Origin of the sequence: Sphingobium sp. SA2 (assembly GCF_032227065.1) — a bacterium.
In the GTDB taxonomy this organism is placed as follows: domain Bacteria; phylum Pseudomonadota; class Alphaproteobacteria; order Sphingomonadales; family Sphingomonadaceae; genus Sphingobium.
The window spans coordinates 2,818,735-2,842,354 of record NZ_JAPMXX010000006.1 but is presented as its reverse complement, the minus strand read 5'-3'; the positions used below and the strand labels follow the sequence as shown (position 1 = coordinate 2,842,354).

General features: G+C 63.7%; 22 protein-coding genes. 13 read left to right on the top strand and 9 right to left on the bottom strand.

Features of this window, described 5'->3' with window-relative positions:
* Positions 1-280: 280 nt before the first annotated feature.
* From pnp to recN, 4 genes are all read left to right on the top strand, one after another.
* The gene (gene pnp, locus OVY48_RS21285; protein ID WP_313924353.1) at positions 281-2,620 is read left to right on the top strand and encodes a polyribonucleotide nucleotidyltransferase; all 2,340 of its coding nucleotides are present in this window, start codon (positions 281-283) and stop codon (positions 2,618-2,620) included.
* 146 nt (positions 2,621-2,766) lie between these two features.
* Complete coding sequence (locus tag OVY48_RS21280) at positions 2,767-3,786, top strand: histidine kinase dimerization/phosphoacceptor domain -containing protein (RefSeq protein ID WP_313924352.1); 1,020 nt, start codon at positions 2,767-2,769, stop codon at positions 3,784-3,786.
* A gap of 56 nt (positions 3,787-3,842) precedes the next feature.
* Entirely contained in the window at positions 3,843-4,631 is a 789-nt protein-coding gene (locus OVY48_RS21275) for an outer membrane protein assembly factor BamD (protein WP_313924351.1), read from the top strand.
* Positions 4,632-4,777: 146 nt separating this feature from the next.
* Positions 4,778-6,442 carry a DNA repair protein RecN gene (gene recN / locus OVY48_RS21270; RefSeq protein ID WP_313924350.1) on the top strand — a complete coding sequence of 555 codons (1,665 nt, stop codon included), beginning with the start codon at positions 4,778-4,780 and terminating at the stop codon, positions 6,440-6,442.
* 221 nt (positions 6,443-6,663) lie between these two features.
* On the opposite strand, the gene OVY48_RS21265 is transcribed toward recN, so the two are convergent.
* The 3 genes from OVY48_RS21265 to OVY48_RS21255 form a co-directional block, all read right to left on the bottom strand.
* The gene (locus OVY48_RS21265; protein ID WP_313924349.1) at positions 6,664-7,344 is read right to left on the bottom strand and encodes a DUF2185 domain-containing protein; all 681 of its coding nucleotides are present in this window, start codon (positions 7,342-7,344) and stop codon (positions 6,664-6,666) included.
* Positions 7,345-7,483: 139 nt separating this feature from the next.
* Complete coding sequence (clpA, locus tag OVY48_RS21260) at positions 7,484-9,802, bottom strand: ATP-dependent Clp protease ATP-binding subunit ClpA (protein WP_037476879.1); 2,319 nt, start codon at positions 9,800-9,802, stop codon at positions 7,484-7,486.
* A 156-nt stretch (positions 9,803-9,958) separates the two neighbouring features.
* Positions 9,959-10,156: a DUF1192 domain-containing protein gene (locus OVY48_RS21255; protein WP_037476881.1), complete on the bottom strand. Its 198-nt coding sequence runs from the start codon at positions 10,154-10,156 to the stop codon at positions 9,959-9,961.
* 102 nt (positions 10,157-10,258) lie between these two features.
* Here OVY48_RS21255 and OVY48_RS21250 point away from each other — a divergent pair, with 102 nt between their 5' ends.
* The 7 genes from OVY48_RS21250 (at position 10,259) to OVY48_RS21220 (ending at position 17,103) form a co-directional block, all read left to right on the top strand.
* Entirely contained in the window at positions 10,259-11,263 is a 1,005-nt protein-coding gene (locus OVY48_RS21250) for an NAD(P)H-quinone oxidoreductase (RefSeq protein WP_313924348.1), read from the top strand.
* 342 nt (positions 11,264-11,605) lie between these two features.
* Positions 11,606-12,481: a UDP-2,3-diacylglucosamine diphosphatase gene (locus OVY48_RS21245; protein WP_069064845.1), complete on the top strand. Its 876-nt coding sequence runs from the start codon at positions 11,606-11,608 to the stop codon at positions 12,479-12,481.
* A gap of 13 nt (positions 12,482-12,494) precedes the next feature.
* Complete coding sequence (locus tag OVY48_RS21240; protein WP_313924347.1) at positions 12,495-13,523, top strand: glycosyltransferase family 1 protein; 1,029 nt, start codon at positions 12,495-12,497, stop codon at positions 13,521-13,523.
* A gap of 115 nt (positions 13,524-13,638) precedes the next feature.
* Positions 13,639-14,322, top strand: a complete 684-nt coding sequence (locus OVY48_RS21235) for a DUF1013 domain-containing protein (protein ID WP_037476890.1) — start codon at positions 13,639-13,641, stop codon at positions 14,320-14,322.
* A 138-nt stretch (positions 14,323-14,460) separates the two neighbouring features.
* Positions 14,461-16,161, top strand: coding sequence for a long-chain-fatty-acid--CoA ligase (locus tag OVY48_RS21230; protein WP_069064842.1), 1,701 nt, complete (start codon positions 14,461-14,463; stop codon positions 16,159-16,161).
* A gap of 42 nt (positions 16,162-16,203) precedes the next feature.
* Positions 16,204-16,737, top strand: a complete 534-nt coding sequence (gene msrA / locus OVY48_RS21225) for a peptide-methionine (S)-S-oxide reductase MsrA (protein ID WP_313924346.1) — start codon at positions 16,204-16,206, stop codon at positions 16,735-16,737.
* A gap of 99 nt (positions 16,738-16,836) precedes the next feature.
* Positions 16,837-17,103, top strand: a complete 267-nt coding sequence (locus OVY48_RS21220; RefSeq protein ID WP_313924345.1) for a hypothetical protein — start codon at positions 16,837-16,839, stop codon at positions 17,101-17,103.
* Positions 17,104-17,287: 184 nt separating this feature from the next.
* On the opposite strand, the gene OVY48_RS21215 is transcribed toward OVY48_RS21220, so the two are convergent.
* A complete protein-coding gene (locus OVY48_RS21215) occupies positions 17,288-18,244 on the bottom strand; it encodes an L-threonylcarbamoyladenylate synthase (protein ID WP_313924344.1) in 957 nt (318 codons plus the stop codon).
* A gap of 112 nt (positions 18,245-18,356) precedes the next feature.
* Here OVY48_RS21215 and OVY48_RS21210 point away from each other — a divergent pair, with 112 nt between their 5' ends.
* Positions 18,357-19,172 (top strand): ATP-binding protein, encoded by an 816-nt coding sequence (locus OVY48_RS21210; RefSeq protein WP_313924343.1) that lies wholly within the window; start codon positions 18,357-18,359, stop codon positions 19,170-19,172.
* Between the two features lie 195 nt (positions 19,173-19,367).
* On the opposite strand, the gene OVY48_RS21205 is transcribed toward OVY48_RS21210, so the two are convergent.
* Positions 19,368-20,693, bottom strand: a complete 1,326-nt coding sequence (locus tag OVY48_RS21205; protein WP_313924342.1) for a sorbosone dehydrogenase family protein — start codon at positions 20,691-20,693, stop codon at positions 19,368-19,370.
* Positions 20,694-20,744: 51 nt separating this feature from the next.
* Positions 20,745-20,918, bottom strand: a complete 174-nt coding sequence (locus tag OVY48_RS21200; protein ID WP_171899197.1) for a hypothetical protein — start codon at positions 20,916-20,918, stop codon at positions 20,745-20,747.
* Between the two features lie 231 nt (positions 20,919-21,149).
* On the opposite strand from OVY48_RS21200, the gene OVY48_RS21195 reads away from it, so the two are divergent.
* On the top strand, positions 21,150-21,359 hold the full coding sequence (locus tag OVY48_RS21195; protein ID WP_313924341.1) for a hypothetical protein: 210 nt from the start codon (positions 21,150-21,152) through the stop codon (positions 21,357-21,359).
* A gap of 9 nt (positions 21,360-21,368) precedes the next feature.
* On the opposite strand, the gene argC is transcribed toward OVY48_RS21195, so the two are convergent.
* Genes argC through OVY48_RS21180 form a run of 3 tightly spaced genes read right to left on the bottom strand, consistent with a single transcriptional unit; the run spans position 21,369 to position 23,585 of the window.
* A complete protein-coding gene (gene argC / locus OVY48_RS21190) occupies positions 21,369-22,313 on the bottom strand; it encodes an N-acetyl-gamma-glutamyl-phosphate reductase (protein WP_313924340.1) in 945 nt (314 codons plus the stop codon).
* Complete coding sequence (locus OVY48_RS21185; protein ID WP_313924339.1) at positions 22,310-23,218, bottom strand: C40 family peptidase; 909 nt, start codon at positions 23,216-23,218, stop codon at positions 22,310-22,312. Before OVY48_RS21185 ends, argC begins: the two co-directional genes overlap by 4 nt.
* A complete protein-coding gene (locus tag OVY48_RS21180) occupies positions 23,178-23,585 on the bottom strand; it encodes a MarR family transcriptional regulator (RefSeq protein WP_069064834.1) in 408 nt (135 codons plus the stop codon). Before OVY48_RS21180 ends, OVY48_RS21185 begins: the two co-directional genes overlap by 41 nt.
* Positions 23,586-23,620 lie beyond the last annotated feature (35 nt).

Genomic DNA, 23,620 nt, shown 5'->3' with positions numbered 1-23,620 from the left:
CGGCCCCCATGCGGGGCCGTTTCTGATTCTGAAACATGGCGTCGGGCAATTCGGCACGGCGCTCATGATATAGGGGACATTTCCCCACACCGTTCGGGCTGAGCTTGTCGAAGCCTTCTACTGAGCGAAGCGAAGTGTACTTCGCCTCCGCTCAGCAAAGCCCTTCGACTTCGCTCAGGGCGAACGGATAGGAGGAGTTCGCTCCTCACCTCATGGGTCGACACGACCCACCAAAGGCCCCGCCCGGCAATAGGGCCGATGCGGGCGAAGGAAAAAATCTATGTTTGACGTCAAGAAAGTATCGATCGAGCTGGCCGGCAAGACGCTGACCCTCGAAACCGGCCGCATCGCGCGCCAGGCTGACGCCGCCGTGCTGGCGACCTATGGCGAAACCGTGGTGCTGTGCGCCGTGACCGCCGCCAAGAGCGTGAAGGAAGGCCAAGACTTTTTCCCGCTGACCGTTCACTATCAGGAAAAATATTCCGCCGCCGGCCGCATCCCCGGTGGCTTCTTCAAGCGTGAGCGCGGTGCGACCGAAAAGGAAACGCTGGTTTCCCGCCTGATCGACCGTCCGCTCCGCCCGCTGTTCCCCGAAGGCTTCTACAACGAAATCAACGTCATCGCCCAGGTGCTGTCGTTCGATGGCGAAAGCGAGCCGGACATGGTGGCGATGATCGCCGCATCGGCTGCCCTGACCCTGTCGGGCGTGCCCTTCATGGGGCCGATCGGTGCCGCGCGCGTCGGTTACAAGGATGGCGAATATCAGCTCAACCCGTCGCTGGACGAAGTGAAGACCGGCGAACTCGACCTGGTCGTCGCCGCCACTTACGACGCCGTCATGATGGTCGAATCCGAAGCCAAGGAGCTGTCGGAAGAAGTCATGCTGGGCGCCGTCCTGTTCGCGCATGACGCCAGCAAGAAGATCGTCGATGCCATCATCAGCCTCGCTGAAAAGGCCGCCAAGGATCCTTGGGACATGGCCAAGAGCGATGATCTGGGCGACCTGAAGGCCAAGCTCAAGAAGCTGATCGGCAAGGACATCACCGCTGCCTACAAGCTGACCGACAAGTCGGCCCGCTCGAACGCGCTGAACGAAGCCCGCGCCAAGGCGAAGGCACAATTGGCCGCCGATGGCCTGGACGCCCAGACCGTGATGGCCGGCATCAAGCTGACCAAGAAGCTGGAAGCGGAAATCGTGCGCGGGGCCATCCTCAAGGACGGGAAGCGTATCGACGGCCGTACCACCACGCAGATCCGTCCGATCGAAGCGATGGTCGGCTTCCTGCCCCGCACCCATGGTTCGGCGCTGTTCACGCGCGGCGAAACCCAGTCGATCTGCACCACGACGCTGGGCACCAAGGACGCGGAGCAGATGATCGACGGCCTTACTGGCCTGCATTATGAAAACTTCATGCTGCACTATAACTTCCCGCCCTATTCGGTCGGTGAAGTCGGCCGCTTCGGCGCGCCGGGCCGTCGTGAAGTGGGTCATGGCAAGCTCGCATGGCGTGCGCTGCACCCCGTCCTGCCAAGCAAGGACGAGTTCCCCTATACGATCCGCGTTCTTTCGGACATTACCGAATCGAACGGTTCCTCCTCGATGGCGACCGTCTGCGGTGGTTCGCTCTCGATGATGGACGCCGGTGTGCCCCTGAAGCGCCCCGTATCCGGCATCGCCATGGGCCTGATCCTGGAAGGCAAGAATTTTGCCGTCCTGTCCGACATTCTGGGTGACGAAGATCATCTCGGCGACATGGACTTCAAGGTGGCCGGCACCTCCGAAGGCATCACCACGATGCAGATGGACATCAAGATTGCGGGCATCACCCGCGAAATCTTCGAAGCCGCTCTGCATCAGGCCAAGGAAGGCCGCGCGCATATCCTGGGCGAAATGGCCAAGGCGCTCGACAGCACGCGCAGCGAATTGTCGGCCCATGCCCCGCGCATCGAGACGCTGCAGATCGACAAGTCGAAGATCCGCGAAGTCATCGGCACCGGCGGCAAGGTGATCCGTGAGATCGTCGCTGAAACCGGCGCGAAGGTCGATATCGACGACGAAGGCCTGATCAAGATCAGCTCTTCCGATCCGGCGCAGATCGAGGCCGCGCGCAAGTGGATTCTCGGCATCACGCAGGAAGCGGAAGTCGGCAAGATCTATGACGGCAAGGTCGTCAACATCGTCGATTTCGGTGCCTTCGTGAACTTCATGGGCGGCAAGGACGGTCTCGTCCACGTGTCCGAAATGAAGAATGAGCGCGTCGAAAAGCCAACCGACGTCGTGTCGGAAGGCCAGGAAGTGAAGGTCAAGGTTCTCGAAATCGATCCGCGCGGCAAGGTTCGCCTGTCGATGCGCGTCGTCGATCAGGAAACCGGCGAAGAACTGGAGGATACCCGTCCTGCCCGTGAAGCGCGCGAACCCCGCGCCGGTGGCGAAGGTCGGGGCGATCGTGGCCGTGGTCCGCGTCGTGATGGCGGCGGTGGCCGTGGTGGCGAACGTAGCGAAGGTCGTGGTGATCGTGGCCCCCGCCGCGACCGTGGCCCGCGCGACGACGCTGCCAAGGACGACGGCAAGGATGATGGCTCGAATGCCGGCCTGCCCGACTTCCTGACGCAGGACTGATCGGCCGCTCTTCGGAGCAACCAAGAAAAAGAGGGCGTCCGGTTTGACCGGGCGCCTTTTTTCATGTGCGCACCCGCCGACTGATTTCGATCAATGCACTGGCATGAAGTTCTGCTAGTGTAACGACATGGATATCGGAACATGGCATGCAGCGTAGCAACGCGCGGTTCGTCGAACGGCTACCGCTTGTTCTTAACCGACCGGTCTATGCTTATGCGTTGACGCTGTCTTTCTGTGGGCTGGCGCTGCTGTTGCGCTTCGCGGCGGAACCGCTGCTGCCCGACGGCTATCCGTTCGTGACATTCTTTCCCGCCGTCATTCTGGCGTCTTTCCTGTTCGGAGTCCGGCCGGGTCTATTCGCCGCAATCCTGTGCGCCGCCGCCTCCTGGTATTTCTTCATCGCCCCCCGCAACAGCTTCGTCCTCAATCCGGGCGTGGCCGCAGCGATGATCTTTTACACCGGCGTCGTGCTTGTCGATATCGTGCTGATCCACTTCATGCAGCGCGCCAATTTCCACCTGGCCATCGAGCGGGAACGTAGCGCGGCGCTCGCTGAAAATCGCGAATTGCTCTTCCACGAATTGCAGCATCGTGTGTCCAACAATCTACAGGTCGTGGCCGCGATGCTCGCGCTACAACGCCGCCATGTCGATCATGACGTGGCGCGCCGCGCATTGGATGACGCCTCCGAACGGTTGGCGCTGATCGGCCGGATCAGCCGGGCGCTCTACGATCCGTCCGGCGCGGGGCAGGGGGTGCGGGCCTTTTTGAAGACGCTGACGGCGGATGTCATCGAGGCCAGCGGCCGCACCGACATCGCAATCAGCGTCGATGCGCCCGAAGAGGTGCAGCTCGAACCCGGCATCACCGTGCCGCTGGCGCTGGTCGTGGCCGAAGCGGTCAGCAACGCCATCGAACATGGCCTGCCGCATCGAGGCGGGACTATTGCCGTGGTGTTGGACCATCATGCAGGGGAGCTATGCCTGCGCGTGTCTGATGACGGCGACGGCGTGTCGCCCGATTTCGCCGTGGAGCATAGCAAATCCTTAGGGCTCCGCATCGCCAACACGCTGGCGGCGCAGATCGGCGGGCGCTTTACCCTGGCACCGGGCGCGCATGGCGGTGCCGTCGCACAACTTATCCTGCCGCCACGCGCCGCCTGTTGATCGTGCGACAATTCTGCCGCTTGGCGGCAGCGATCCGCTCGGCTATGACCCGCATCATGCTGACGAAAACACTGACGCGCATCGGCGCGGCCACCACCCCGGTCCTGCTTGCTGCCGTTCTGCTTACGGGCTGCTCGACATCGAAAAACAAGGCTGACACCCAATATGTCGCCCGCGACGTGTCGACGCTGTATAATAGCGGCAAGGACCGGCTCGATCGCGGCCAGTATAAGCTCGCCGCCGCGCTGTTTGACGAGGTTGAGCGCCAGCATCCCTATTCGCCCTGGGCGCGCCGGGCGCAGCTCATGTCGGCGTTCAGCTATTATATGAACACCGACTATGCCGAATCCGTTTCCGCGGCGCAGCGTTTCCTGGCGATCCACACCGGCAACAAGGACGCCCCCTACGCTTATTATCTGATCGCGCTCTGCTATTATGAGCAGATCGCCGACGTCACCCGCGACCAGAAGATCACGCAGCAGGCGCTGGCGGCGCTCGGCGAACTGATCCGTCGCTATCCCGACACCCGCTATGCCGCCGATGCGCGGTTGAAGGTCGATCTGGTGAACGACCATCTGGCGGGCAAGGAAATGGAAGTCGGCCGCTTCTATCAGCGCCGTGGCCAATGGATCGCCGCCACGCTCCGCTTCCGGACCGTGGTCGACAAATATCAGACCACCACCCACACGCCCGAAGCGCTGGAGCGGCTGGTCGAATCCTATCTCTCGCTGGGCGTCCCCGCCGAAGCGCAAAAGGCCGCCGCCGTATTGGGTGCCAACTATCCCGGCTCCGAATGGTATGAACGCTCCTACAAGCTGATGCAGCAACATGGCGTCAAGGCGTAACATTTCTTGTCCCCCTCCCGCCTGCGGGAGGGGCTAGGGGTGGGCTGCGAGCGTAGCGAGCATCCGGCCCCGGCGTTGCCATACGCCGCTGCGCGACGCGCCCACCCCCAACCCCTCCCGCAAGCGGGAGGGGAGAGTCCTTTGATTTGCTAACCGCCCTGTCCATCCGCAATGTCGTGCTGATCGAAGCGCTGGACCTGGAGTTCGGCGCGGGCCTTTCCGTGCTGACGGGCGAAACCGGCGCGGGCAAATCGATCCTGCTCGATTCGCTGGGGCTGACGCTTGGCGCGCGCGCCGACAGCGGCCTCGTCCGCAATGGCGAGGCGCAGGCCAGCGTCATCGCGACCTTCGATCCGCCGACCGGCGACCATCGCGCCGCCGCGCTGCTGGCCGACAATGGCGTGGAGATGGAGCCGGGCGAACCGCTCATCATCCGCCGCATGGTCAAGGCCGACGGCGGCAGCCGCGCCTTCGTCAACGACCAGCCCTGCTCGGCGGCGTTGCTGCGCGAACTGGGCGGCTCGCTGGTCGAAATTCACGGCCAGCATGATGATCGCGGCCTGCTCAACGCGCGCGGCCATCGCGCCTTGCTCGACGTCTATGGCCGCTGTGATACCGGCGCCGTCGGCACGGCGCATGGCGCGTGGCGCAAGGCCGCTGCCGCGCTCGCCGAAGCGCGCGCCACCGTCGAAAATGCCGCGCGCGACCGTGACTATCTCGCCCACGCGGTCGAGGAACTGCGCAGCTTCGCGCCCGAACCTGGCGAGGAAGCGACGCTCGCCGAGGAACGCGCGACGATGCAGAAGGGCGGGCGCCTGACCGACGATCTCACCACTATCAGCGAGTGCCTGACCGGCTCCGACGGCGGCCTCGCGCAATTGCGCCAGGCTGCCCGGCGGCTGGACCGGATCGCGGGCGAGGAGCCGCTGCTGACCGCCGTCCTCGAAGCGCTCGACCGCGCCGTGGTGGAAGCGGGCGAGGCCGAGGACCGCTTGGCCGAAGCCGCCGAAGCATTGAGCTTCGATCCGGCCCGGCTCGACAGCATCGAAACCCGCCTGTTCGACCTGCGCGGCCTTGCCCGCAAGCATCAGGTGCAGCCCGATGACTTGGCCGCCCTATGCGAAGAAATGGCGGCAAAGCTGGCCGCGATCGAAGGCGGCGAGGAACATATCGCGGCGCTGGAAACGGAAGTCGCGACCAAGGCCGCCGCCTATCGGGCCGCGGCGCAGGCACTGTCGGGCGAACGCCAACTGGCCGCCGGTCGCCTGGATGCAGCGGTGGCAGGCGAGCTTGCGCCCTTGAAGCTGGACGCTGCTCGCTTCCGCACCGTGGTCGCGCCACTGGACGAAGGGCAGTGGACCGCGCAGGGCATGGACCGGGTCGAGTTCGAGATTTCGACCAACCCCGGCGCGCCCTTCGCCCCGCTGACCAAGATCGCTTCGGGCGGCGAACTCTCCCGCTTCATCCTCGCGCTCAAGGTCGCGCTGGCAGAACAGGGCGGGGCGGACACGCTGATCTTCGACGAAATCGACCGTGGCGTCGGCGGCGCGGTGGCATCGGCCATCGGCGAACGGCTCGCCCGCCTCGCCCAAAGCAACCAGATCCTGGTCGTCACCCACAGCCCGCAAGTCGCGGCGCGCGGGGCGGGCCATCTGCTGATCGCCAAATCCAGCGACGGCACCGTCACCCGCACCGGCGTCCACGCGCTGGACGACCAGGAACGTCGCGAAGAAATCGCGCGCATGCTCTCCGGCGCGGAAATCACCGCCGAAGCCCGCGCCCAGGCGGATAGGCTGCTGGAAACGCTGTAGCATCAAGATTTCCCGCTTCAGACCGCGAGGAAACGCCACTTCCCTGCAAATTTAGAGCATGATGACTTTATGTCGCATCACTCCGTTCGCCCTGAGTAGGGGCTGAGCTTGTCGAAGACCCGTATCGAAGGGTCGGCTGCGCTTTATATCCTTCGATACGCCATTTCGACTTCGCTCAATGGCTACTCAGGACGAACGGTTCTGTGTAAAGTCATCATGCTCTAGTCGGCGGCCTCATAGAGTCCGGTTTCGAAGTCGCGGATATAGGCGGAACCGACAGGCTCATCGATCAGATGCAGCCAGCTATCGTCCGCATTTAATATTTTCCCGATCGCGATATATCTCATTTCGCGGTTCGCCAGTTCATCGTCGCTTGTTGCGCGATAGTCGCCCCGTATACGCCAGCCGCTATCGGGGTAATTGTCCCCTTCCTCCGAAAGCTCTGTCTCTTCGCGATAGATGAAATGAACTGGCACGGCATCATCGACGACGCAGCTATCGACCAGGCATCGATCCCAATATTGCCGCATGGGGATCGTTTCAGGCCGTTCGCGCTCGCCTTCAAATAGAAGGTCGATAATGTGATAGGGCTGGAATCCGATCCGGGCTCCCGGCTGCAACTGCGGCATGTCACTTGGCTGATTGTCCAAACGTCCCTGCCACTCCTCTGGCCCCAGAGAATCCAGAATGACCCACATGCGCTCGGCGTCATATTCGACGCCGGGTGGTGATCCTTTGATGGTCAATTTAACAAGATCGCCCGGCCGGAGTGCCATGATCTCGTCGGGTGTCGGCAGGAAGAAGGTATAGGGTGCCTGCTTTTGGATCGGACGAGGGTCTTCGACCGACCAAGTGCCGAAATAGCGGCGGCGCATATTATAGAGGCGATCGGCTATCCGCATCGTTGCAGATTAGCCCCCATTGCCGAGGTTGCAATATCAACGAGCCGACGGCCACTCTCCCTTCAAAAGGAAAGGTTTGGCACATAAGAAAAAGGGCGACCCTCGCAGGCCGCCCTTTCCGTCGCACGTCCAAGCCCAGTTACTTCGTGCCTTCGGCCGCCTTGGCCCTGCCACCCTTCTTGCCCTTTTTGGGGGCCGCCGGGGTGATCTCGAAGGCGAGTGCCTCGTCCTTCATATGGACATGCACTTCGCCGCCATGGACCAGCTTGCCGAACAGCAGTTCCTCGGCCAGCGGCTGCTTGACCTTTTCCTGCATCAGGCGGCCCATCGGGCGCGCGCCATAGAGCTTGTCATAGCCCTTCTTGGTGAGCCAGGCCTTCGCCTCTTCGTCCAGCGTGATGTGAACGTCGCGGTCGGCCAGTTGCAGTTCGAGTTGCAGCACGAACTTGTCGATGACGCGGGCGACCACTTCGGGCGGCAGGTAGCCGAAGGGCACGATCGCATCGAGGCGGTTGCGGAATTCCGGCGTGAAGAGCTTCTTCACCGCATCCTCCTGCACATCCTCGCGCGTCAGTTCGCCAAAGCCGATGCTTTCCTTCGCCATGTCCGACGCACCGGCATTGGTGGTCATGATGAGGATGGTGTTGCGGAAATCGACGGTCTTGCCATGATGGTCGGTCAGGCGGCCATTATCCATCACCTGCAACAAGATGTTGAACAGGTCGGGATGCGCCTTTTCGATTTCGTCGAGCAGCAGGACGCTATGCGGCTGCTGGTCCACGGCATCGGTCAGCAAGCCACCCTGGTCATAGCCGACATAGCCCGGAGGCGCACCGATCAGGCGGCTGACCGAATGGCGTTCCATATATTCCGACATGTCGAACCGCTGCAGCGGGATGCCGAGCAGCGTCGCCAATTGACGCGCCACCTCCGTCTTGCCGACGCCGGTCGGGCCGGAGAAGAGATAGTTGCCGATCGGCTTGTCGGGATCGCGCAGGCCCGCCCGCGACAGCTTGATCGCCGACGACAGCGTCTCGATCGCCTTGTCCTGGCCGAACACGACGCGCTTCAAATCGGTGGTCAGGCTTTCCAGCACGCTCTTGTCGTCGGACGACACGGTCTTGGGCGGGATGCGCGCCATGGTCGCGATGACCTGCTCGATCTCCTTGGGCGTGATCACCTTCTTGCGCTTGGACGGCACCACCAGCATCTGCATCGCGCCGACTTCGTCGATCACGTCGATCGCTTTGTCCGGCAGCTTGCGGTCGTTGATATAGCGCGCCGACAATTCCACCGCCGCCTTGATCGCGTCGGGGGTATATTTGACGTGATGATGATCCTCGAACGCGGAGCGCAGCCCGGCGAGGATCTTGATCGTATCCTCGATCGTCGGTTCGTTGACGTCGATCTTCTGGAAGCGCCGGAGCAGCGCCCGGTCCTTCTCGAAATGGTTGCGGAATTCCTTGTAGGTGGTCGACCCAATGCAGCGGATCGTCCCGCCCGACAAAGCGGGCTTCAACAGGTTGCTCGCGTCCATCGCCCCGCCGCTGGTCGCGCCAGCGCCGATGACGGTGTGGATCTCATCGATGAACAGCACCGCATGGGGCAGCTTTTCCAGCTCGGTGACGACCGCCTTCAACCGCTCCTCGAAATCGCCGCGATAGCGGGTGCCGGCCAGCAGCGCGCCCATGTCGAGCGAATAGATCACCGCTTCCTTTAGCACGTCGGGCACTTCGCCCTCGACGATCTTGCGCGCCAGCCCTTCGGCGATCGCGGTCTTGCCGACGCCGGGATCGCCGACATAAAGCGGGTTGTTCTTCGAGCGGCGGCACAGGATCTGGATCGTCCGGTCCACCTCCGACGCGCGGCCGATCAACGGATCGACCTTGCCGCGTTCCGCTTTCTCATTGAGGTTGACGGTGAACTGATCGAGGGCGCTGTCCTTCTTTCCCTTGCCGTCCTGCACCTTCTTTTCCTCCTCGGCTGCCCCCTTGGTCTCCTGACGCTCGGGCGCGGGCGTGCCCTTGCCGACGCCATGGCTGATGAAGCTCACGGCATCGAGGCGGCTCATATCCTGCTGTTGCAGGAAATAGACGGCATAGCTTTCGCGTTCGGAAAAGAGCGCGACGAGGACATTGGCGCCCGTCACTTCATCCTTGCCGGAGGATTGCACATGGAGGATGGCGCGCTGGACCACGCGCTGGAAGCCGCTGGTGGGGGAGGGGTCGCTTGCCCCCTCGACCTTGAGGCTGTCGAGTTCGGTGTCGAGATATTGGGTGACCGCGTCGCCCAGTTCGCCGACTTCCACGCCGCACGCCTGCATCACCTTTGACGCATGTTCGTCATCAATCAGTGCCAGGAGGAGATGCTCCAGCGTGGCATATTCATGTTTGCGCTCCGATGCGTGGGTCAACGCATTGTGCAGCGTGGTTTCCAGAGCGGGCGCGAATGAAGGCATATCTACTCTACTCCTGACCCCAATGAAGGGTGATGGTGAACCCTATGTCGGCATTGCTCGACGGCGGATCAAGGCGCAGCGCCCGATCGCCGGAATTGCCAGACTGTCCATGCCCTAATATGCCCTTGAACGGGGCGCTTGGGGCTTGACGTGGGGTCATCGATTAAATAGCGCCTCGGCACTTGCCTTATGGTTAACGGCGCTTTGCATTTTTGCTTTGGTGCGGGCAATTTCCGCTTCCAGGGCGGATATGCGGGCTTCCAGTTCAATCACGGACAGGGGGCCTAGATCCTGTTGGATAAGCCGGGTCAGAAGATCGTCGCCCTTGCGGGGGAGGTCGTCATCCATGTCCATGGTTGCCAATGTTGACCCTGTTGCTCACGGTGTCAATATGGGTGGATGCTGGATGAGGCAATTTTGATGCATCGCAGCATCTGGGGTTTTTAGGGGGAATCTATGGCGGACGTTGAGGCCTTGCCCAAGGAGATGATGGCGATAGGCATCGCCGCGCCCGGTGGTCCCGACGCGCTGGTGCCGATGCGCCGCCCCTTGCCCATCCCCGGCGATGACGAGGTGCTGATCCGGGTCGCCGCCGCCGGCGTCAACCGGCCCGACGTCCTGCAACGACAGGGCAAATATCCGCCACCGCCCGGCGCTTCGGACATTCCGGGGCTGGAAGTCTCCGGCACGATCGTTGCGGCCGGACGCAGTTCGGATATGCTGGTCGGCCAGCGCGTATGCGCCTTGCTGGCTGGCGGGGGCTATGCGCAATATGCGGTGGCGCCTGCGGGCCAATGCCTGCCGGTCCCGGCGGACTATGACATGGTGGAGGCGGCGGCGCTGCCTGAAACCCTCTTCACCGTATGGACCAACCTGTTCGAGCGCGCCTATGCGGTGGGTGGCGACACGGTGCTGGTCCATGGCGGTACCAGCGGGATCGGCACGATGGCGATCCGCCTGTGCAACCTGTTCGACGTCAAGGTCATCGTGACCTGCGGATCGGACGAGAAATGCGCTCAGGCCAAGGGCTGGGGCGCGGACGAAGCGATCAACTACCGCACCCAGGATTATGTCGAGCAGGTCCAACGCATAACCGGCGGGCAGGGGGTGCAGGCCGTGCTGGACATGGTCGGCGGCGACTATGTGCCCCGCAACCTGGAATGCCTGGCCGAAGACGGACGGCATGTGTCGATCGCCGTGCTGGGCGGCGCGAAGGCCAGCATCTTCATCCCGACCATCATGCAAAAGCGCCTGACCCTGACCGGCTCGACCCTGCGCGCCCGCTCGGTCGGTTTCAAAAGCCTGGTCGCCGACGAACTGGTCCGCAACGTCTGGCCCTTCGTCGACGAAGCCAAGCTCCGCCCGGCCATGGACCAGCGCTTCGCCCTGGCGGATGCGGCGAAGGCGCACGCCCGGATGGACGCCGGCGAACATTTCGGGAAGATCGTGCTAGTAGTGTGAGGGGATGAATTGGAGCGGTCCTGCCTCACCCGCCGTCATCCTGACGAAAGTCAGGATCCATTGGCTCTCCGTTTATGTTTCGGCACGACATGCCTTCTCCCCGTCATCCCCGCGAAGGCGGGGATCCATCTCCCACCATTTCCCACAGAATAGAGGTCGGGAGATGGGTTCCCGCCTTCGCGGGAATGACGGCGTTAAATAAACTTGCAGCAATCATTCAGCCACATCGACTAAGCCAAAACCCCCGCAAAACGTAGCATTTCCGTCATATTCGGTGCGGACTTGTAACAATGGCGCGCTAAGGACTCGGTCCCAAGGATAGACGTCTTTGGGGACCGTACCATGAACGCCATTACGCGCTTGCCCTTCCTGGGTGAGATGGAACAGGGCATTGATGACCCGTTCCACATCCCGGAGCGGGCGGGGCAGCGTCGCCGCTATCGCACCATCTGGATTTCGGACATTCACCTCGGCACGCGCGGCTGCAACGCCAAGATGCTGATCGATTTCCTCGACAGCGTCGACAGCGATACCATCTACCTTGTCGGCGACATCATCGATGGCTGGCGGCTGAAGCGCCGCTTCTACTGGCCCCAGACCCACAATGACGTGGTGTGGCGGCTGATGAAGCGCGCCAAGCGCGGCACGCGGGTCGTCTACATCCCCGGCAATCATGACGAAATGTTCCGCCAGTTCACCGGCATGAGCTTTGGCGGCGTGGAAATCCGGCGCAAGGCGATCCACCAGACCGCCGATGGGCGCAAGCTGCTGGTGCTGCATGGCGACGAGTTCGACACGATCATGCTCGCGCATCGCTGGCTCGCCTTCGTCGGCGACGCCGCCTACACGACGCTGATGCGCCTCAACGTCGTGGTGAATGCGGTGCGGCAGCGCATGGGCCTGCCTTATTGGTCGCTCAGCAAGATGGCCAAGCATAAGGTCAAGAATGCGGTGTCCTTCATTTCCCGTTTCGAGGAAGTGGTGGCGCATGAAGCCGGGTCGCGCGGCGTCGACGGCGTGGTGTGCGGCCATATCCACAATGCCGAGATGCGCGAGATCGACGGCATAGAATATTATAATGACGGCGACTGGGTGGAAGGCTGCACCGCGCTGGTCGAACATGATGACGGACAGATGCAGGTGCTGCACTGGGCCGACGAGATTGCGAAGCGCACCGCCGCAGAGGGCGTGCAGCCATCGGCGCGGATGGCGGCATAAGGGGGCAGGGGACATGCGGATAGCGATCGTCACCGATGCCTGGGCACCGCAGGTCAATGGCGTCGTCCGCACGCTCCAGACGATCCAGGTCGAACTGGAACAGATGGGGCATGGGATCATGGTGATCTCGCCCGATCTCTACGGTTCCATTCCCTGTCCGACCTATCCCGAAATCCGCCTCGCGCTGGTGCGTCCCGCCGTCGTGGGTCAGGCGATCGCCGCCTTCCGCCCCGATGCGGTGCATCTGGCGACCGAAGGGCCGCTATGCGTCGCGGCCCGGCGCTGGTGCCTGCGCAGCGGCGTGCCGTTCACCACCGCCTATCACACCCATTTCCCCGATTATGTCGCCCAGCGCACCGGGCTACCGGCGGCCTGGTTCTGGCGCTATATCCGCTGGTTCCACGGCCCGGCGCAGGCGGTGCTGGTCTCGACCAAGTCGGTGCGCGATCAGTTGCGCGCCCATGGCGTCGCCAATGTGCGCCCCTGGGGCCGGGGGGTGGACCTGACCGCCTTCACCCCCGACGCAGTGCCCCCTGCCGTCTTTGCGGACCTGCCCCGCCCGATCCAGCTCTATGTCGGCCGGGTCGCGGTGGAGAAGAATATCGAGGCCTTCCTCGCGACCGACCATCCCGGCACCAAGGTCATCGTCGGCGACGGCCCCATCCGCGCCGCGCTGGAACGCGCCTATCCGCAGGCGCGCTTCCTGGGCGCGCTGTTCGGCGCGGACCTCGCCGGGGCCTATGCGGGCGCTGACGTCTTCGTCTTCCCCAGCCGCACCGACACATTCGGCCTGGTGATGATCGAGGCGCTGGCCTGCGGCACGCCGGTCGCGGGCTATCCCGTCACCGGGCCGATCGATATCGTCACGCCAGAAACCGGCGCGCTGTCCGACGATCTGGGCACCGCCATCGCGCAGGCCCTGCCGTGCGACCGCGCGGCCTGCGCCGCTTATGGCCGCAGTTTCAGCTGGGAACGCAGCGCGCAGGAATTTCTCTCCGGCCTGCACGCCATCGACCCCTTGCTGATCGACAGCGCCGCCTGACGCTTTTCCTTGCCGAACGGGGCGGGATGGACTATCTGCCAACGGTCGCGGCCGCCCTGCTTGGGCGGCCCTTATCGTTTTTACGTGCCGGAGAAGCCCCGTGTCCCAGCCTCTTATGCCCCACGCGACCGCCAGTTGGCTGATCGACAATAGCGCTCTGAGCTTCGACCAGATCGCCGAATTTTGCGGGCTGCACATCCTCGAAGTGCAGGCGATCGCCGATGACACCGCCAGCATCAAATATACCGGCCGTGATCCCGTCCGCGCGCATGAAATCACGATGGAAGAAATCCACAAGGGCGAACAGAACCCCGATTATCGCTTGAAGATGCTCAAGGGACCAGAGCCGGTTCGCCGGACCAAGGGGCCGCGCTACACCCCGGTCAGCAAGCGGCAGGACAAGCCCGATGGCATCGCCTGGATCCTGCGCAATCACCCGGAAATCTCGGATGGCGCGATCGGCAAGCTGATCGGCACCACCCGCACCACCATCGCCGCGATCCGCGACCGCACCCACTGGAACATCTCCAACATCACGCCCAAGGATCCGGTGACGCTGGGCCTCTGTTCGCAGCGTGAACTGGACGCGCTGGTGGCCAAGGCGGCGAAGAAACTCGGCATCGAAGCGCCGACCGATTCGCGCCTGGATGGCGATCGCGAAGCGCTGATCGAAGAGCTGCGCCGCGAACGGAAGGACGCGTTGCAGCGCGCCGAAGACGCGCTCAAGAGCGAGACGGACCTGATTTCGAGCGTCGCCACGATCATCGATCCGTTCAGCAACAACAAGGGCGAGGTGTGATGCCGTAGCGTCACGCGGCGACCGGGACAGGTCGTTGCAATGCAGCATTTTTTCAGGGCCGCGCCGGGCTTTCGGTGCGGCCCTTTTTGCTGTGCTTGACGCTTGCGTAAAGCGGGCGATGGCCATACACTTTGGGCCATGGAGAACATAGAAAAGCTCTGGAGAGAGAATTACCGCCACCCCGCTTTGTGGGACCAGACCTTCCCGCCATTATCGATGGGGGACATGGTCACCGACAGCGCGCTGGCCCATCCCGACGCCATCATGATTGATTTCATGGGCCGAAAATTCACCTATGCGGAGGTGTTCGGCCAGATCAAGCGCATCGCCTGCGGCCTGCAGGCGATGGGGGTGCAAAAGGGCGACCGGGTCGGCCTCTATCTGCCCAATACCCCTCATTATGTCGCCGCCTATTATGGCGCGCTGATGGCCGGTGCCATCGTCGTCAACTTCTCCCCGCTCTACACCGCCGCTGAACTCGAACATCAGGTCGAAGATAGCGGGACCAAGATCCTCTTCACTTTGTCGGCCAAGGCGCTGCTGCCGACCGCGCTCAAGGTGCTGGACCATAGCAGCCTCGAAAAGCTGGTGGTTGGTTCGGTCGCCGAGATGCTCTCGCCGGTCAAATCGCTGCTGTTCCGCTGGTTCAAGGCCGCGGAGACGGCCGCCCTGCCGCATGATCCCCGCGTGCTGCGCTATGACAAGCTGATCGCCAATCCGGGTGCCTGCACCGTGGCGGACATCAACCCGGAACAGGACATCGCCCTACTGCAATATACCGGCGGCACCACCGGCACGCCCAAGGGCGCGATGCTGACGCACCAGAATCTGACCGCCAATGCGCGCCAGGCGCAGGTGATCGACCCGCACGCCAACGAGCCGGATCGCATCATCGCGGTGCTGCCCTTTTTCCATGTCTTCGCCAATACCTGTACCTTGAACCGTACAGTGCTGAACGGCGGCGAAATGGTGATGCTGCCGCGCTTCGACGCAGCGCAGGTGCTGGCCGCCGTACAAAGGGTCAAGGCGACCTCGCTCCCCGGCGTGCCGACCATGTTCCAGGCGCTGCTCGATCATCCCGCGATCCGCAACATCGACTTTTCCTCGCTGCGCGCCTGTATTTCGGGCGGTGCGCCGCTGCCGCTGGAAGTGCGGCAACGCTTTGAGGAAGCGACGGGGGCCAAGCTGATCGAAGGCTATGGCCTCACGGAAACCAGCCCGATCGTCTGTACCAACCCCTATGAAGGGCTGAACAAGACCGGCACGGTCGGCCAGCCCGTGCCGGGCACGCGGGTCAAGATCGTCGATCGCGAAGACCCGACCAAGCCGCCACCGCCTGGCGAGCCGGGCGAATTGCTGTTCGCCGGACCGCAGGTGATGAAAGGCTATTGGAACCGCCCCGATGCCGACGCCGAAGTGTTCATGGGCGACTTCATCCGCACCGGCGATGTCGGCGAAATCGACGAGGACGGCTATGTCCGCATCGTTGACCGGCTAAAGGACATGATCTCCGTCGGCGGGTTCAAGGTTTTCCCCAGCCAGGTGGAATCAGTCCTCTATCACCACCCCGCCGTCAAGGAGGCACTGGTGATCGGCGTGCCCGACCATTATCGCGGCGAACAGCCCAAGGCCTTCGTCACCCTCAATGACGGGTTCGATATCGATGACGAAGCGCTCAAGGCCTGGCTCAACCCGCAACTGGGCAAGCATGAACGGGTGAAGGCCGTCGAAGTGCGGCTGACCCTGCCCAAGACGCTGGTGGGCAAATTGTCGCGCAAGGAACTGGTCGCGGAGGAACGGGCGAAGGCCGCCGAATTGGCGACTGGAAGCGGCGCCTGACCCTTCCTATCTATGGCATCGAACATGGATAGGAATGACGATATGACGCAGGAAATCGCAACGCTGGCCGGTGGATGCTTCTGGTGTACCGAGGCGGTGTACCAGAATTTGAAGGGCGTCAGTGGCGTCGAAAGCGGCTATATCGGCGGCGCGCGCCCGAACCCGACCTATGAACAGGTATGTTCGGGCACGACCGGCCATGCCGAAGCGATCCGCATCAGCTTCGACCCGTCGGTCATCAGCTATGCCGACCTGCTGGACATTTTCTTCGCCACGCATAATCCGACGACGCTGAACCGGCAGGGCAATGATGTCGGCACCCAATATCGCTCCGCCATCTTCCCGCATTCCCCGGAACAGGCGGAACAGGCGCGCGCCGCCATCGACCGCGCCCAGGCCGATCAGACCGACCCGATCGTCACCACGATCGAGGATGACGCGCCCTGGTATCCGGCGGAGGATTATCACCAGAAATATTGGGAGCGGGTCGGCGAGAGCAATCCCTATTGCGTGGCCGTGATCCCGCCCAAGCTCGCCAAGCTGCGCAAGGGCTTTGCCGAGCGCATCGAGGCCTGATCACCCCGCGACGGTTCATTGCGCTTTGCTTCGTCCTTAGGCTGCGGTTAATAGGCACCATGGCATGGCGGTGGTGGACCGAGGCCGGGGGAAATGCAGATGACGAAGCTATCATGGATCGCCGCGCCGCTGATGCTGGTCACATTGACCGGCTGCGTGGCGAAGGCTGCGCTGGACGTCGTGACCCTGCCCGTGCGCGCGGGCGCGCAGGCCGCGGACTGGGCCACGACCAGCCAGGACGAATCCGACCGCAACTACGGCCGCAAGATGCGCGAACAGGAAGCCCGCGAAGGCAAGGCGCGCAAGAAAGCCGACAAGGAACGGCGCAAACAATGCCGCGAGGCCGGCTACGATAATTGCGGCTGAAAGCTGGTTTTTTCAACCCCGTTCGTCCTGAGTAGCCATTGAGCGAAGTCGGAGTCGCAGACGACCGAAGGGCAAATGGCGTATCGAAGGACTGATGCTTCGATACGGGGCTTCGACAAGCTCAGCCCCTACTCAGCACGAACGGGGTTGATTCAATCTAAGATTATTATCCTATGTTTTAAGCTCACGCCGCCGCGCGTTTCAACCTGTCGTTGATCGCCGCGCCGATCCCCTCCATTGGGACGGGCGCAACCGCGATCTTCACCGCAGCACTGGCGTCAGCGATGTGCAGCGCCGCGAACAGGCTTGCGGCGGCCTCCCGCACATTGGCATCGGGGCTTAGGTTGATGTGGCAGGGCATCAGGCCGAAGCCGATCAGATATTCATCCTTCTCCGCCCGCAACGCATTCAATCGCACCGGCTTGGACGGCGCATAATGGCTCTCCAACTGGCCGGGCGCTTCGATCTTGTGCGCGCCATTGCCAATGACAACGGGAAGCCCGCTTGCCTCCTCCAGCATCGCCGCCGTCACCGGACCAGGGCGCAGCAGCCGCACTTGGTCGGCGTCCGGCGCGGCGATGGTCGATTCCACGCCTTCGCTGGTCGGCCCCTCATCCAATATCATCCGCACCTTGCCATTCAGGCTGGCCAGAACATGCTCGGCGCGCGTCGGGCTGATCGACCCGCTGCGATTGGCGGACGGTGCGGCGAGCGGCCGCCCGCTCTCGCGGATCAGCGCGCGCATCGCCGGATGCGCGGGCAGGCGCAGCGCGACGGTGGGCAAGCCCGCCATCACCAGCGGCGACAGCCCGCTATCCGCCCGCACCGGCAGCACCAATGTCAACGGCCCCGGCCAGAAACGGTCGGCAAGGCGCATGGCGACCGGGGAGAAATCCGCCAACCGCTCGGCCATGGCCCGGTCGGACACATGGACGATCAGCGGATTGAAACTCGGACGCCCCTTGGCGCTGTAGATTGCCGCAACGGCATGGCTGTCGGTGGCATCGGCGGCCAAGCCATAGACCGTCTCGGTGGGGACCGCCACCGGCTCACCGGCGCGGATCAACAGCGCCGCCTCCCGCAGCGCCTCGGCGCCATAGCGGCAGGATTTAGTGGAATAGGCTGGATTGGCGATGGTCACGGTCCCCGCGATATAGACCTCAGTAAACCCAAGTAAAAGTCCATTGCGACAGGAGAATGACATTGGTGGACCTGCGCTTGCCGCAGCGATCATCGCTGGCTAAGCCCGGCGCATGAACGACGCCCTCCTGACCCGCATCGCCGACGCGCTCGACCGGCTCGCCCCGCCGCCAGCCGCTTGCGCCGATCTTACCGCATCGCCCGCCTATATGTGGGACGGCCAAGCCATCCAGGCGGTGGATGACTTCACGCCGGTCGATTACGACCTGCTGACCGGCATCGATGCGCAAAAGAGCGCCTTGCTGGAGAATAGCCGCCGCCTGGCCGCTGGTCATGCCGCGCATGACGTGCTGCTGTGGGGCGCGCGCGGCACGGGCAAGTCGGCCGCAGTGGCGTCGGTGGTCGGCCGGTTGCAGCGCGAAGGGCAGGGCATCGCCCTGCTGCAATGCGCGACCGACGCGCTGGCCAGCCTGCCTGCGCTGTTCGCGCTGTTGCGCGGCACTGACCGGCCGTTCATCCTGTTTCTCGATGACCTCGGCTTCGACGAGGGCGTGGGCGACGCCCGGACGTTGCGATCGCTGCTACAGGGCGGCACGGCAGCGCGCCCGCCGCATGTCCGCCTCTATGTCACCTCCAACCGCCGCCACATCGTCCCCCGGCACCTGTCGGAGCAGGACGACCCGATCAACCCGCGCGACGTGGTGGACGACCGCATGGCGCTGTCCGACCGCTTCGGCCTCAGCCTCGGCTTCCACGCGCTCGACCAGGACGCCTATGTGGCGATCGTGCGCGGCTATGCGGCCAAGCTGGGCGTGGCATTCGACCCGCTGGAAGCGATCCAATGGTCGACCCAGCGCGGCAGCCGATCAGGCCGCGTCGCCTGGCAATATGTGGTCGAACTGGCCGGGCGGCACGGGCTGACAGTCTAGAAGTAAAACCATTCTCCCCTTGTAGGGGAGGTGGCTGGCCGAAGGCCAGACGGAGGGGTGTCACCCCTCTCGATAGGGTGATACCCCTCCGTCATCGCTACGCGCTGACACCTCCCCTGCCAGGGGAGGATGCCGAACCGTGCAGGGCGGTCCATCTCAACGACTGGTGGGCGGCAACGGCTGACGGTCTAGGCGCTACTGCGCCTTCGTCACCCGCCACACCACGCCGCCGACATCGTCGCTGACCAGCAGTGCGCCCTTGGCGTCGGCGGTCACATCGACCGGACGACCGCGGGCATTGCCATCGGCATCCAGAAAGCCGGTCAGCACATCGACCGGCTTGGCCTTGCCCGCTTCGCCATCGGCAAAGCCCACGAACACGACCTTGTAACCCGCCGCTGGTTTGCGGTTCCAGCTGCCATGCAGGCCGACGAACGCGCCCTGGGCATAGGGTGCGCCCAGCGTCACCTTGTCGGCGAAAGTCAGCCCCAGCGGCGCGACATGATTGCCCAGCGCATAATCGGGCCGCTTGGTATATTCGCGCAGTTGCGGCCGCTGCGGCTGGACCCGGCGATCTTCATAACCGCCCCAATAATTCCACGGCCAGCCGTAAAAGCCGCCAAATTCCACCCGCGTCAGATAATCGGGCACCAGATCGGCCCCCAGCATGTCGCGTTCATTGACCACGCCCCAAAGCGCGCCGCTCGTCGGCTCGAAAGCCAGGCCGACCGGATTGCGCAAGCCCGAAGCGAATATGCGATAGCTGCCATCCTTGGGATTGACCTCCAGCACCGAAGCGCGGTTGGTCTCGGTCTCCATCCCGTTTTCGCCGATATTGCTATTGGACCCGACACCGACATAGAGCAGCCCATCAGGGCCAGCCGTCAGGCTGCGGGTCCAATGCATATTGGGGGTCTGGGCAGGCAGGTTCAGGATCTTGCGGCCCGCGACGCTGATCTTCAGGTCGCCCGGCTTATAGGGAAAGGCCATCAGCGCATCACTATTCGCGACATAAAGCATGTCGCCGACCAGGGCCATGCCATAGGGCGAGTTGAGGCCGGTCAGGAACGCCGTCTTCGTCTCCGCGCGGCCATCGCCATCGGCGTCGCGCAACAGGGTGATGCGGTTGGCCGACGGATCGCCCGCGCCAGCCTTCGCCATCAGATAATTCATCACCCGCTGGACGATGCCGTCCTTGGGCCGGGGCGGGCTGTTGGTTTCGGCCACCAATATGTCGCCATTGGGCAGGCGCATCATGGAGCGGGGATGGACAAGGCCATCGGCAAAGCGCGCCACGGCAAGCCCCTGCGCCGCGACCGGCTGTTCACCGCCGGTCCACGGCTTCACTTCGGCGATGTTGATCGTCGGGACCATCTCGCTGCGTGGCTTGGTGAAGACCGGTTCGCGCCCCGTATCCGCGCCGGGCGGCAGTTGCGACGTGTCCCCCTGCGCCAGGTAGAGGAACGCGCCACCGGCTACGACGATGGCGATGAGGGGGAGGGCGATGACATGCTTGTTCATGCCTTCCCATCTATGTCGCCGTGCCGCGCCGGGCAAGGCGGACGAGCGGGCTTATTTGCCGCGTTCGCGCAGCCAGAGCAGCAGGGCAATGAGGATGCCGAGCGCCAGGCCCGACAGCAGGCCGATGCTGGGCTGTCCCATCAATCCGCCGGTGATCGCGCCGCCCAGGATCAGGAAAGCGATGATGGCGCCCGCGCCGGTGGGGTCTTTCTTGCGCTTCGTCATGCCCCGCCCTTGCCACGGCGCGGCGGCCAATGCCAGCGGCTTTGCGCGGCGATCCCGCCGGGACCGTTTCGGGACAGGTTGTGCCAGACTGGAGCAGCCTGTCCCGCTCTGGGGCTTGGCTAACGCATCGTTTACGCTGCTAACCCGCCTCCCATGCCACAGCGGGGAAATGGCACGGCAATTGAAGCGCTTGCCCGAACAGAGTATCGCTATAATCGTCGGGGGATCATCATGCAGCTACCATATCTTTCGGATCGAAAGAGCTATGACGATGCGACCGAACTGATGGCGATATTCGGTGCCGATGCAGGTTATGAAGCCGCCGCCCGCGCCGACCGCAGCCTGGACCTTGGCAATCATATCCATTTTTGCCACTGGCGTCAGATCGAGCGGCTGATCATCCTGTTGGCGGATGACCAGCCGGCCGGCACCATTCACTGACCGACGGCGTTAGAGGCGCAAGCCCGCTATTTCAGGCAGGCCCGCCAATATGTTGAGATTCTGCACGGCCGCGCCAGCCGCGCCCTTGCCCAGATTGTCGAGCGCCGCCACCAGCCGCGCCTGACCGCTTGTCGCATTGCCGAACACGAACAGCGCCAGCCGGTCGGTCGCGCCGACATGCTCCAGCTCGACTTGCCCCATCGCTGCGCTCTCGCTCAAGGGCGCAACGCTGACCAGCGGCGACCCGGCATAGGCGGCTGCCAAAGCGGCATGGATATCGGCCAGCGACGGCGCACCGGGCATGGCGCGCAGTTGCAGCGGCACTTCCACCACCATGCCGCGATAGCCATTGGCCACGGCTGGCGCGAACAGCGGGGGATGGACCAGCCCCGAATAGCGGGTCATTTCCGGCACATGCTTATGGCCCAGGCCAAGCCCATAGGCGCGGAACGCGGTCGGCGCGCCGTCTGTGCCCTCATATTCGGCAATCATCGCCTTGCCGCCGCCTGAATAGCCCGATGCGCCCGACACGGTGACCGGCCAGTCGGCAGGCACCAGTCCTGCCAGCGTCAGCGGCCGGACCAGCGCCAGAAAACCGGTCGGCCAGCAGCCCGGATTGGCGACGAAGCGTGAGGCTGCCAGCTTTTCGCGATGGCCCGGCTCCAGTTCGGGAAAGCCATAGGTCCACCCGTCCGCCACCCGATGCGCCGTCGATGCGTCGATCACCCGCGTATGATCATTGTCGATCAGCGCCACGGCTTCGCGCGCGGCATCGTCGGGCAGGCACAGGATGACGATATCGGCCGCGTTCAGCGCATCGCGCCGCGCCGCCGCATCCTTGCGGTCCTTCTCGTCCAGCGTGATCAGCGACAATTCGGGGCGTCCCGCCAGCCGGTCGCCGATTTCGATGCCGGTCGTACCGACGCCGCCGTCGATGAAGATTGTGTGGCTCATGCGCCGATCCTCCGCCGTGCGATAATGGGTTGGGCATGGTCGTGCGTCAGCCGCGCAACGACATCGGCGAGCGGCTCCTTGACCACCGCCATCCAATGCGCATTGGCGTGCAGCAGCGTCTTGCCATCGGTCATGATGCCGACATGGCCCGGAAAGAAAATCAGGTCGCCCCGCCGCAACGCCGCGTCGCTTTCGATCGGCAGGCCGATGCCCTCGCACTGCAGGTCGGTGTCGCGCGGCACGGCGATGCCGCATTGGCCAAGCGCCGCCTGCACCAGCCCCGAACAGTCGATCCCGCGATGGCCGCGTCCGCCCCAGACATAGGGCTGGCCGAGATAGGCTTCGGCGACCGCGACCCAATCACTGTCCGCTTCGCTGATCGCTTTGGCATGGCGGCTATGGATATAGCCTTCGGCGCAGCTGACGAACGCGCCTTCCACTTCGCCGGTGAACTGCGCGCCCATCGGCCAATAGTCCAGCACCTGCGCCTTGATGTCGGGCTTGCGGAACAGCGGTGCGGTCTGCGCTATGATGCGGTGCGTCACCGTTTCGGCGACGTCCAGCGCCTCGCGCCGGATATAGCCGACATAGCCGTCATGGCCGCAAAAGCCCCAGGCCCAGTCGGTCATCACGTCGAGCGCATGGAATGTCTCGCCGCGTAACAACTCGGTCACGGCTTCGGCGCTGGGGGAGGGGGCCGACAGGATCGGCGTGCCCGGCATCACGCAGGTAAAGGGCACCGCGCGCGCATAATGGGCGGAAAAGAGAATGCCCGCCAGCGCCAGGTCGGCCAGGTCGCCGCGCGCAGCATGGATACGGCGGTCAAGCGCGACCGAACGGCCATCCAGCTTGAACCGGCTTCTTTCAGGCGGTGCGTTCCGCTTTGCTGTTGTCGTGCCTATCATCGCGCGCGGTTCCTGCGATGAAATGATGAAAGGCGTCAAGGAATTCCGCCCCTTTGGGGGTCCGGGTGATGAAAATATTGCGTCGATCGGCCACATCGCGCTCGCGGCGGAGATAGCCCAGCGCCGATAATTTGTTCAACGCGCGGGTGATGACGGGCTTGGACACATGCAGCGCTTCGGCAAGGCCGCGCACCGTATGCGGCCCGGCACCGATATAGACCGTCATCATCAGCGCCATTTGCCGGTTGGTGAGGTCAGGTTTGCCCGACCGGACATAATCCACCAGCGTCCGCATCCATTGGCGAAGCGGCTGAACTCCGGGGCGTTCAATGGCGGCAACCTGATCTTGTGCTGTGTGGACGTTCATGCGGGCTTAACGCACGATGCCCAATCGGGTTGCGT

What these genes read in the sequence shown, in the direction of transcription:
- OVY48_RS21240 (WP_313924347.1), top strand. Translation starts at nt 12,495, where the DNA reads ATGCGGATAGCGATCGTCACCGATGCCTGGGCACCGCAGGTCAATGGC.
- OVY48_RS21180 (WP_069064834.1), bottom strand. Translation starts at nt 23,585, where the DNA reads ATGAACGTCCACACAGCACAAGATCAGGTTGCCGCCATTGAACGCCCC.
- OVY48_RS21205 (WP_313924342.1), bottom strand. Translation starts at nt 20,693, where the DNA reads ATGAACAAGCATGTCATCGCCCTCCCCCTCATCGCCATCGTCGTAGCC.
- OVY48_RS21220 (WP_313924345.1), top strand. Translation starts at nt 16,837, where the DNA reads ATGACGAAGCTATCATGGATCGCCGCGCCGCTGATGCTGGTCACATTG.
- OVY48_RS21185 (WP_313924339.1), bottom strand. Translation starts at nt 23,218, where the DNA reads ATGATAGGCACGACAACAGCAAAGCGGAACGCACCGCCTGAAAGAAGC.
- OVY48_RS21265 (WP_313924349.1), bottom strand. Translation starts at nt 7,344, where the DNA reads ATGCGGATAGCCGATCGCCTCTATAATATGCGCCGCCGCTATTTCGGC.
- OVY48_RS21210 (WP_313924343.1), top strand. Translation starts at nt 18,357, where the DNA reads ATGAACGACGCCCTCCTGACCCGCATCGCCGACGCGCTCGACCGGCTC.
- OVY48_RS21245 (WP_069064845.1), top strand. Translation starts at nt 11,606, where the DNA reads ATGAACGCCATTACGCGCTTGCCCTTCCTGGGTGAGATGGAACAGGGC.
- OVY48_RS21230 (WP_069064842.1), top strand. Translation starts at nt 14,461, where the DNA reads ATGGAGAACATAGAAAAGCTCTGGAGAGAGAATTACCGCCACCCCGCT.
- OVY48_RS21280 (WP_313924352.1), top strand. Translation starts at nt 2,767, where the DNA reads ATGCAGCGTAGCAACGCGCGGTTCGTCGAACGGCTACCGCTTGTTCTT.
- OVY48_RS21250 (WP_313924348.1), top strand. Translation starts at nt 10,259, where the DNA reads ATGGCGGACGTTGAGGCCTTGCCCAAGGAGATGATGGCGATAGGCATC.
- OVY48_RS21255 (WP_037476881.1), bottom strand. Translation starts at nt 10,156, where the DNA reads ATGGACATGGATGACGACCTCCCCCGCAAGGGCGACGATCTTCTGACC.
- clpA (WP_037476879.1), bottom strand. Translation starts at nt 9,802, where the DNA reads ATGCCTTCATTCGCGCCCGCTCTGGAAACCACGCTGCACAATGCGTTG.
- argC (WP_313924340.1), bottom strand. Translation starts at nt 22,313, where the DNA reads ATGAGCCACACAATCTTCATCGACGGCGGCGTCGGTACGACCGGCATC.
- OVY48_RS21200 (WP_171899197.1), bottom strand. Translation starts at nt 20,918, where the DNA reads ATGACGAAGCGCAAGAAAGACCCCACCGGCGCGGGCGCCATCATCGCT.
- OVY48_RS21195 (WP_313924341.1), top strand. Translation starts at nt 21,150, where the DNA reads ATGCAGCTACCATATCTTTCGGATCGAAAGAGCTATGACGATGCGACC.
- OVY48_RS21275 (WP_313924351.1), top strand. Translation starts at nt 3,843, where the DNA reads ATGCTGACGAAAACACTGACGCGCATCGGCGCGGCCACCACCCCGGTC.
- pnp (WP_313924353.1), top strand. Translation starts at nt 281, where the DNA reads ATGTTTGACGTCAAGAAAGTATCGATCGAGCTGGCCGGCAAGACGCTG.
- OVY48_RS21235 (WP_037476890.1), top strand. Translation starts at nt 13,639, where the DNA reads ATGCCCCACGCGACCGCCAGTTGGCTGATCGACAATAGCGCTCTGAGC.
- msrA (WP_313924346.1), top strand. Translation starts at nt 16,204, where the DNA reads ATGACGCAGGAAATCGCAACGCTGGCCGGTGGATGCTTCTGGTGTACC.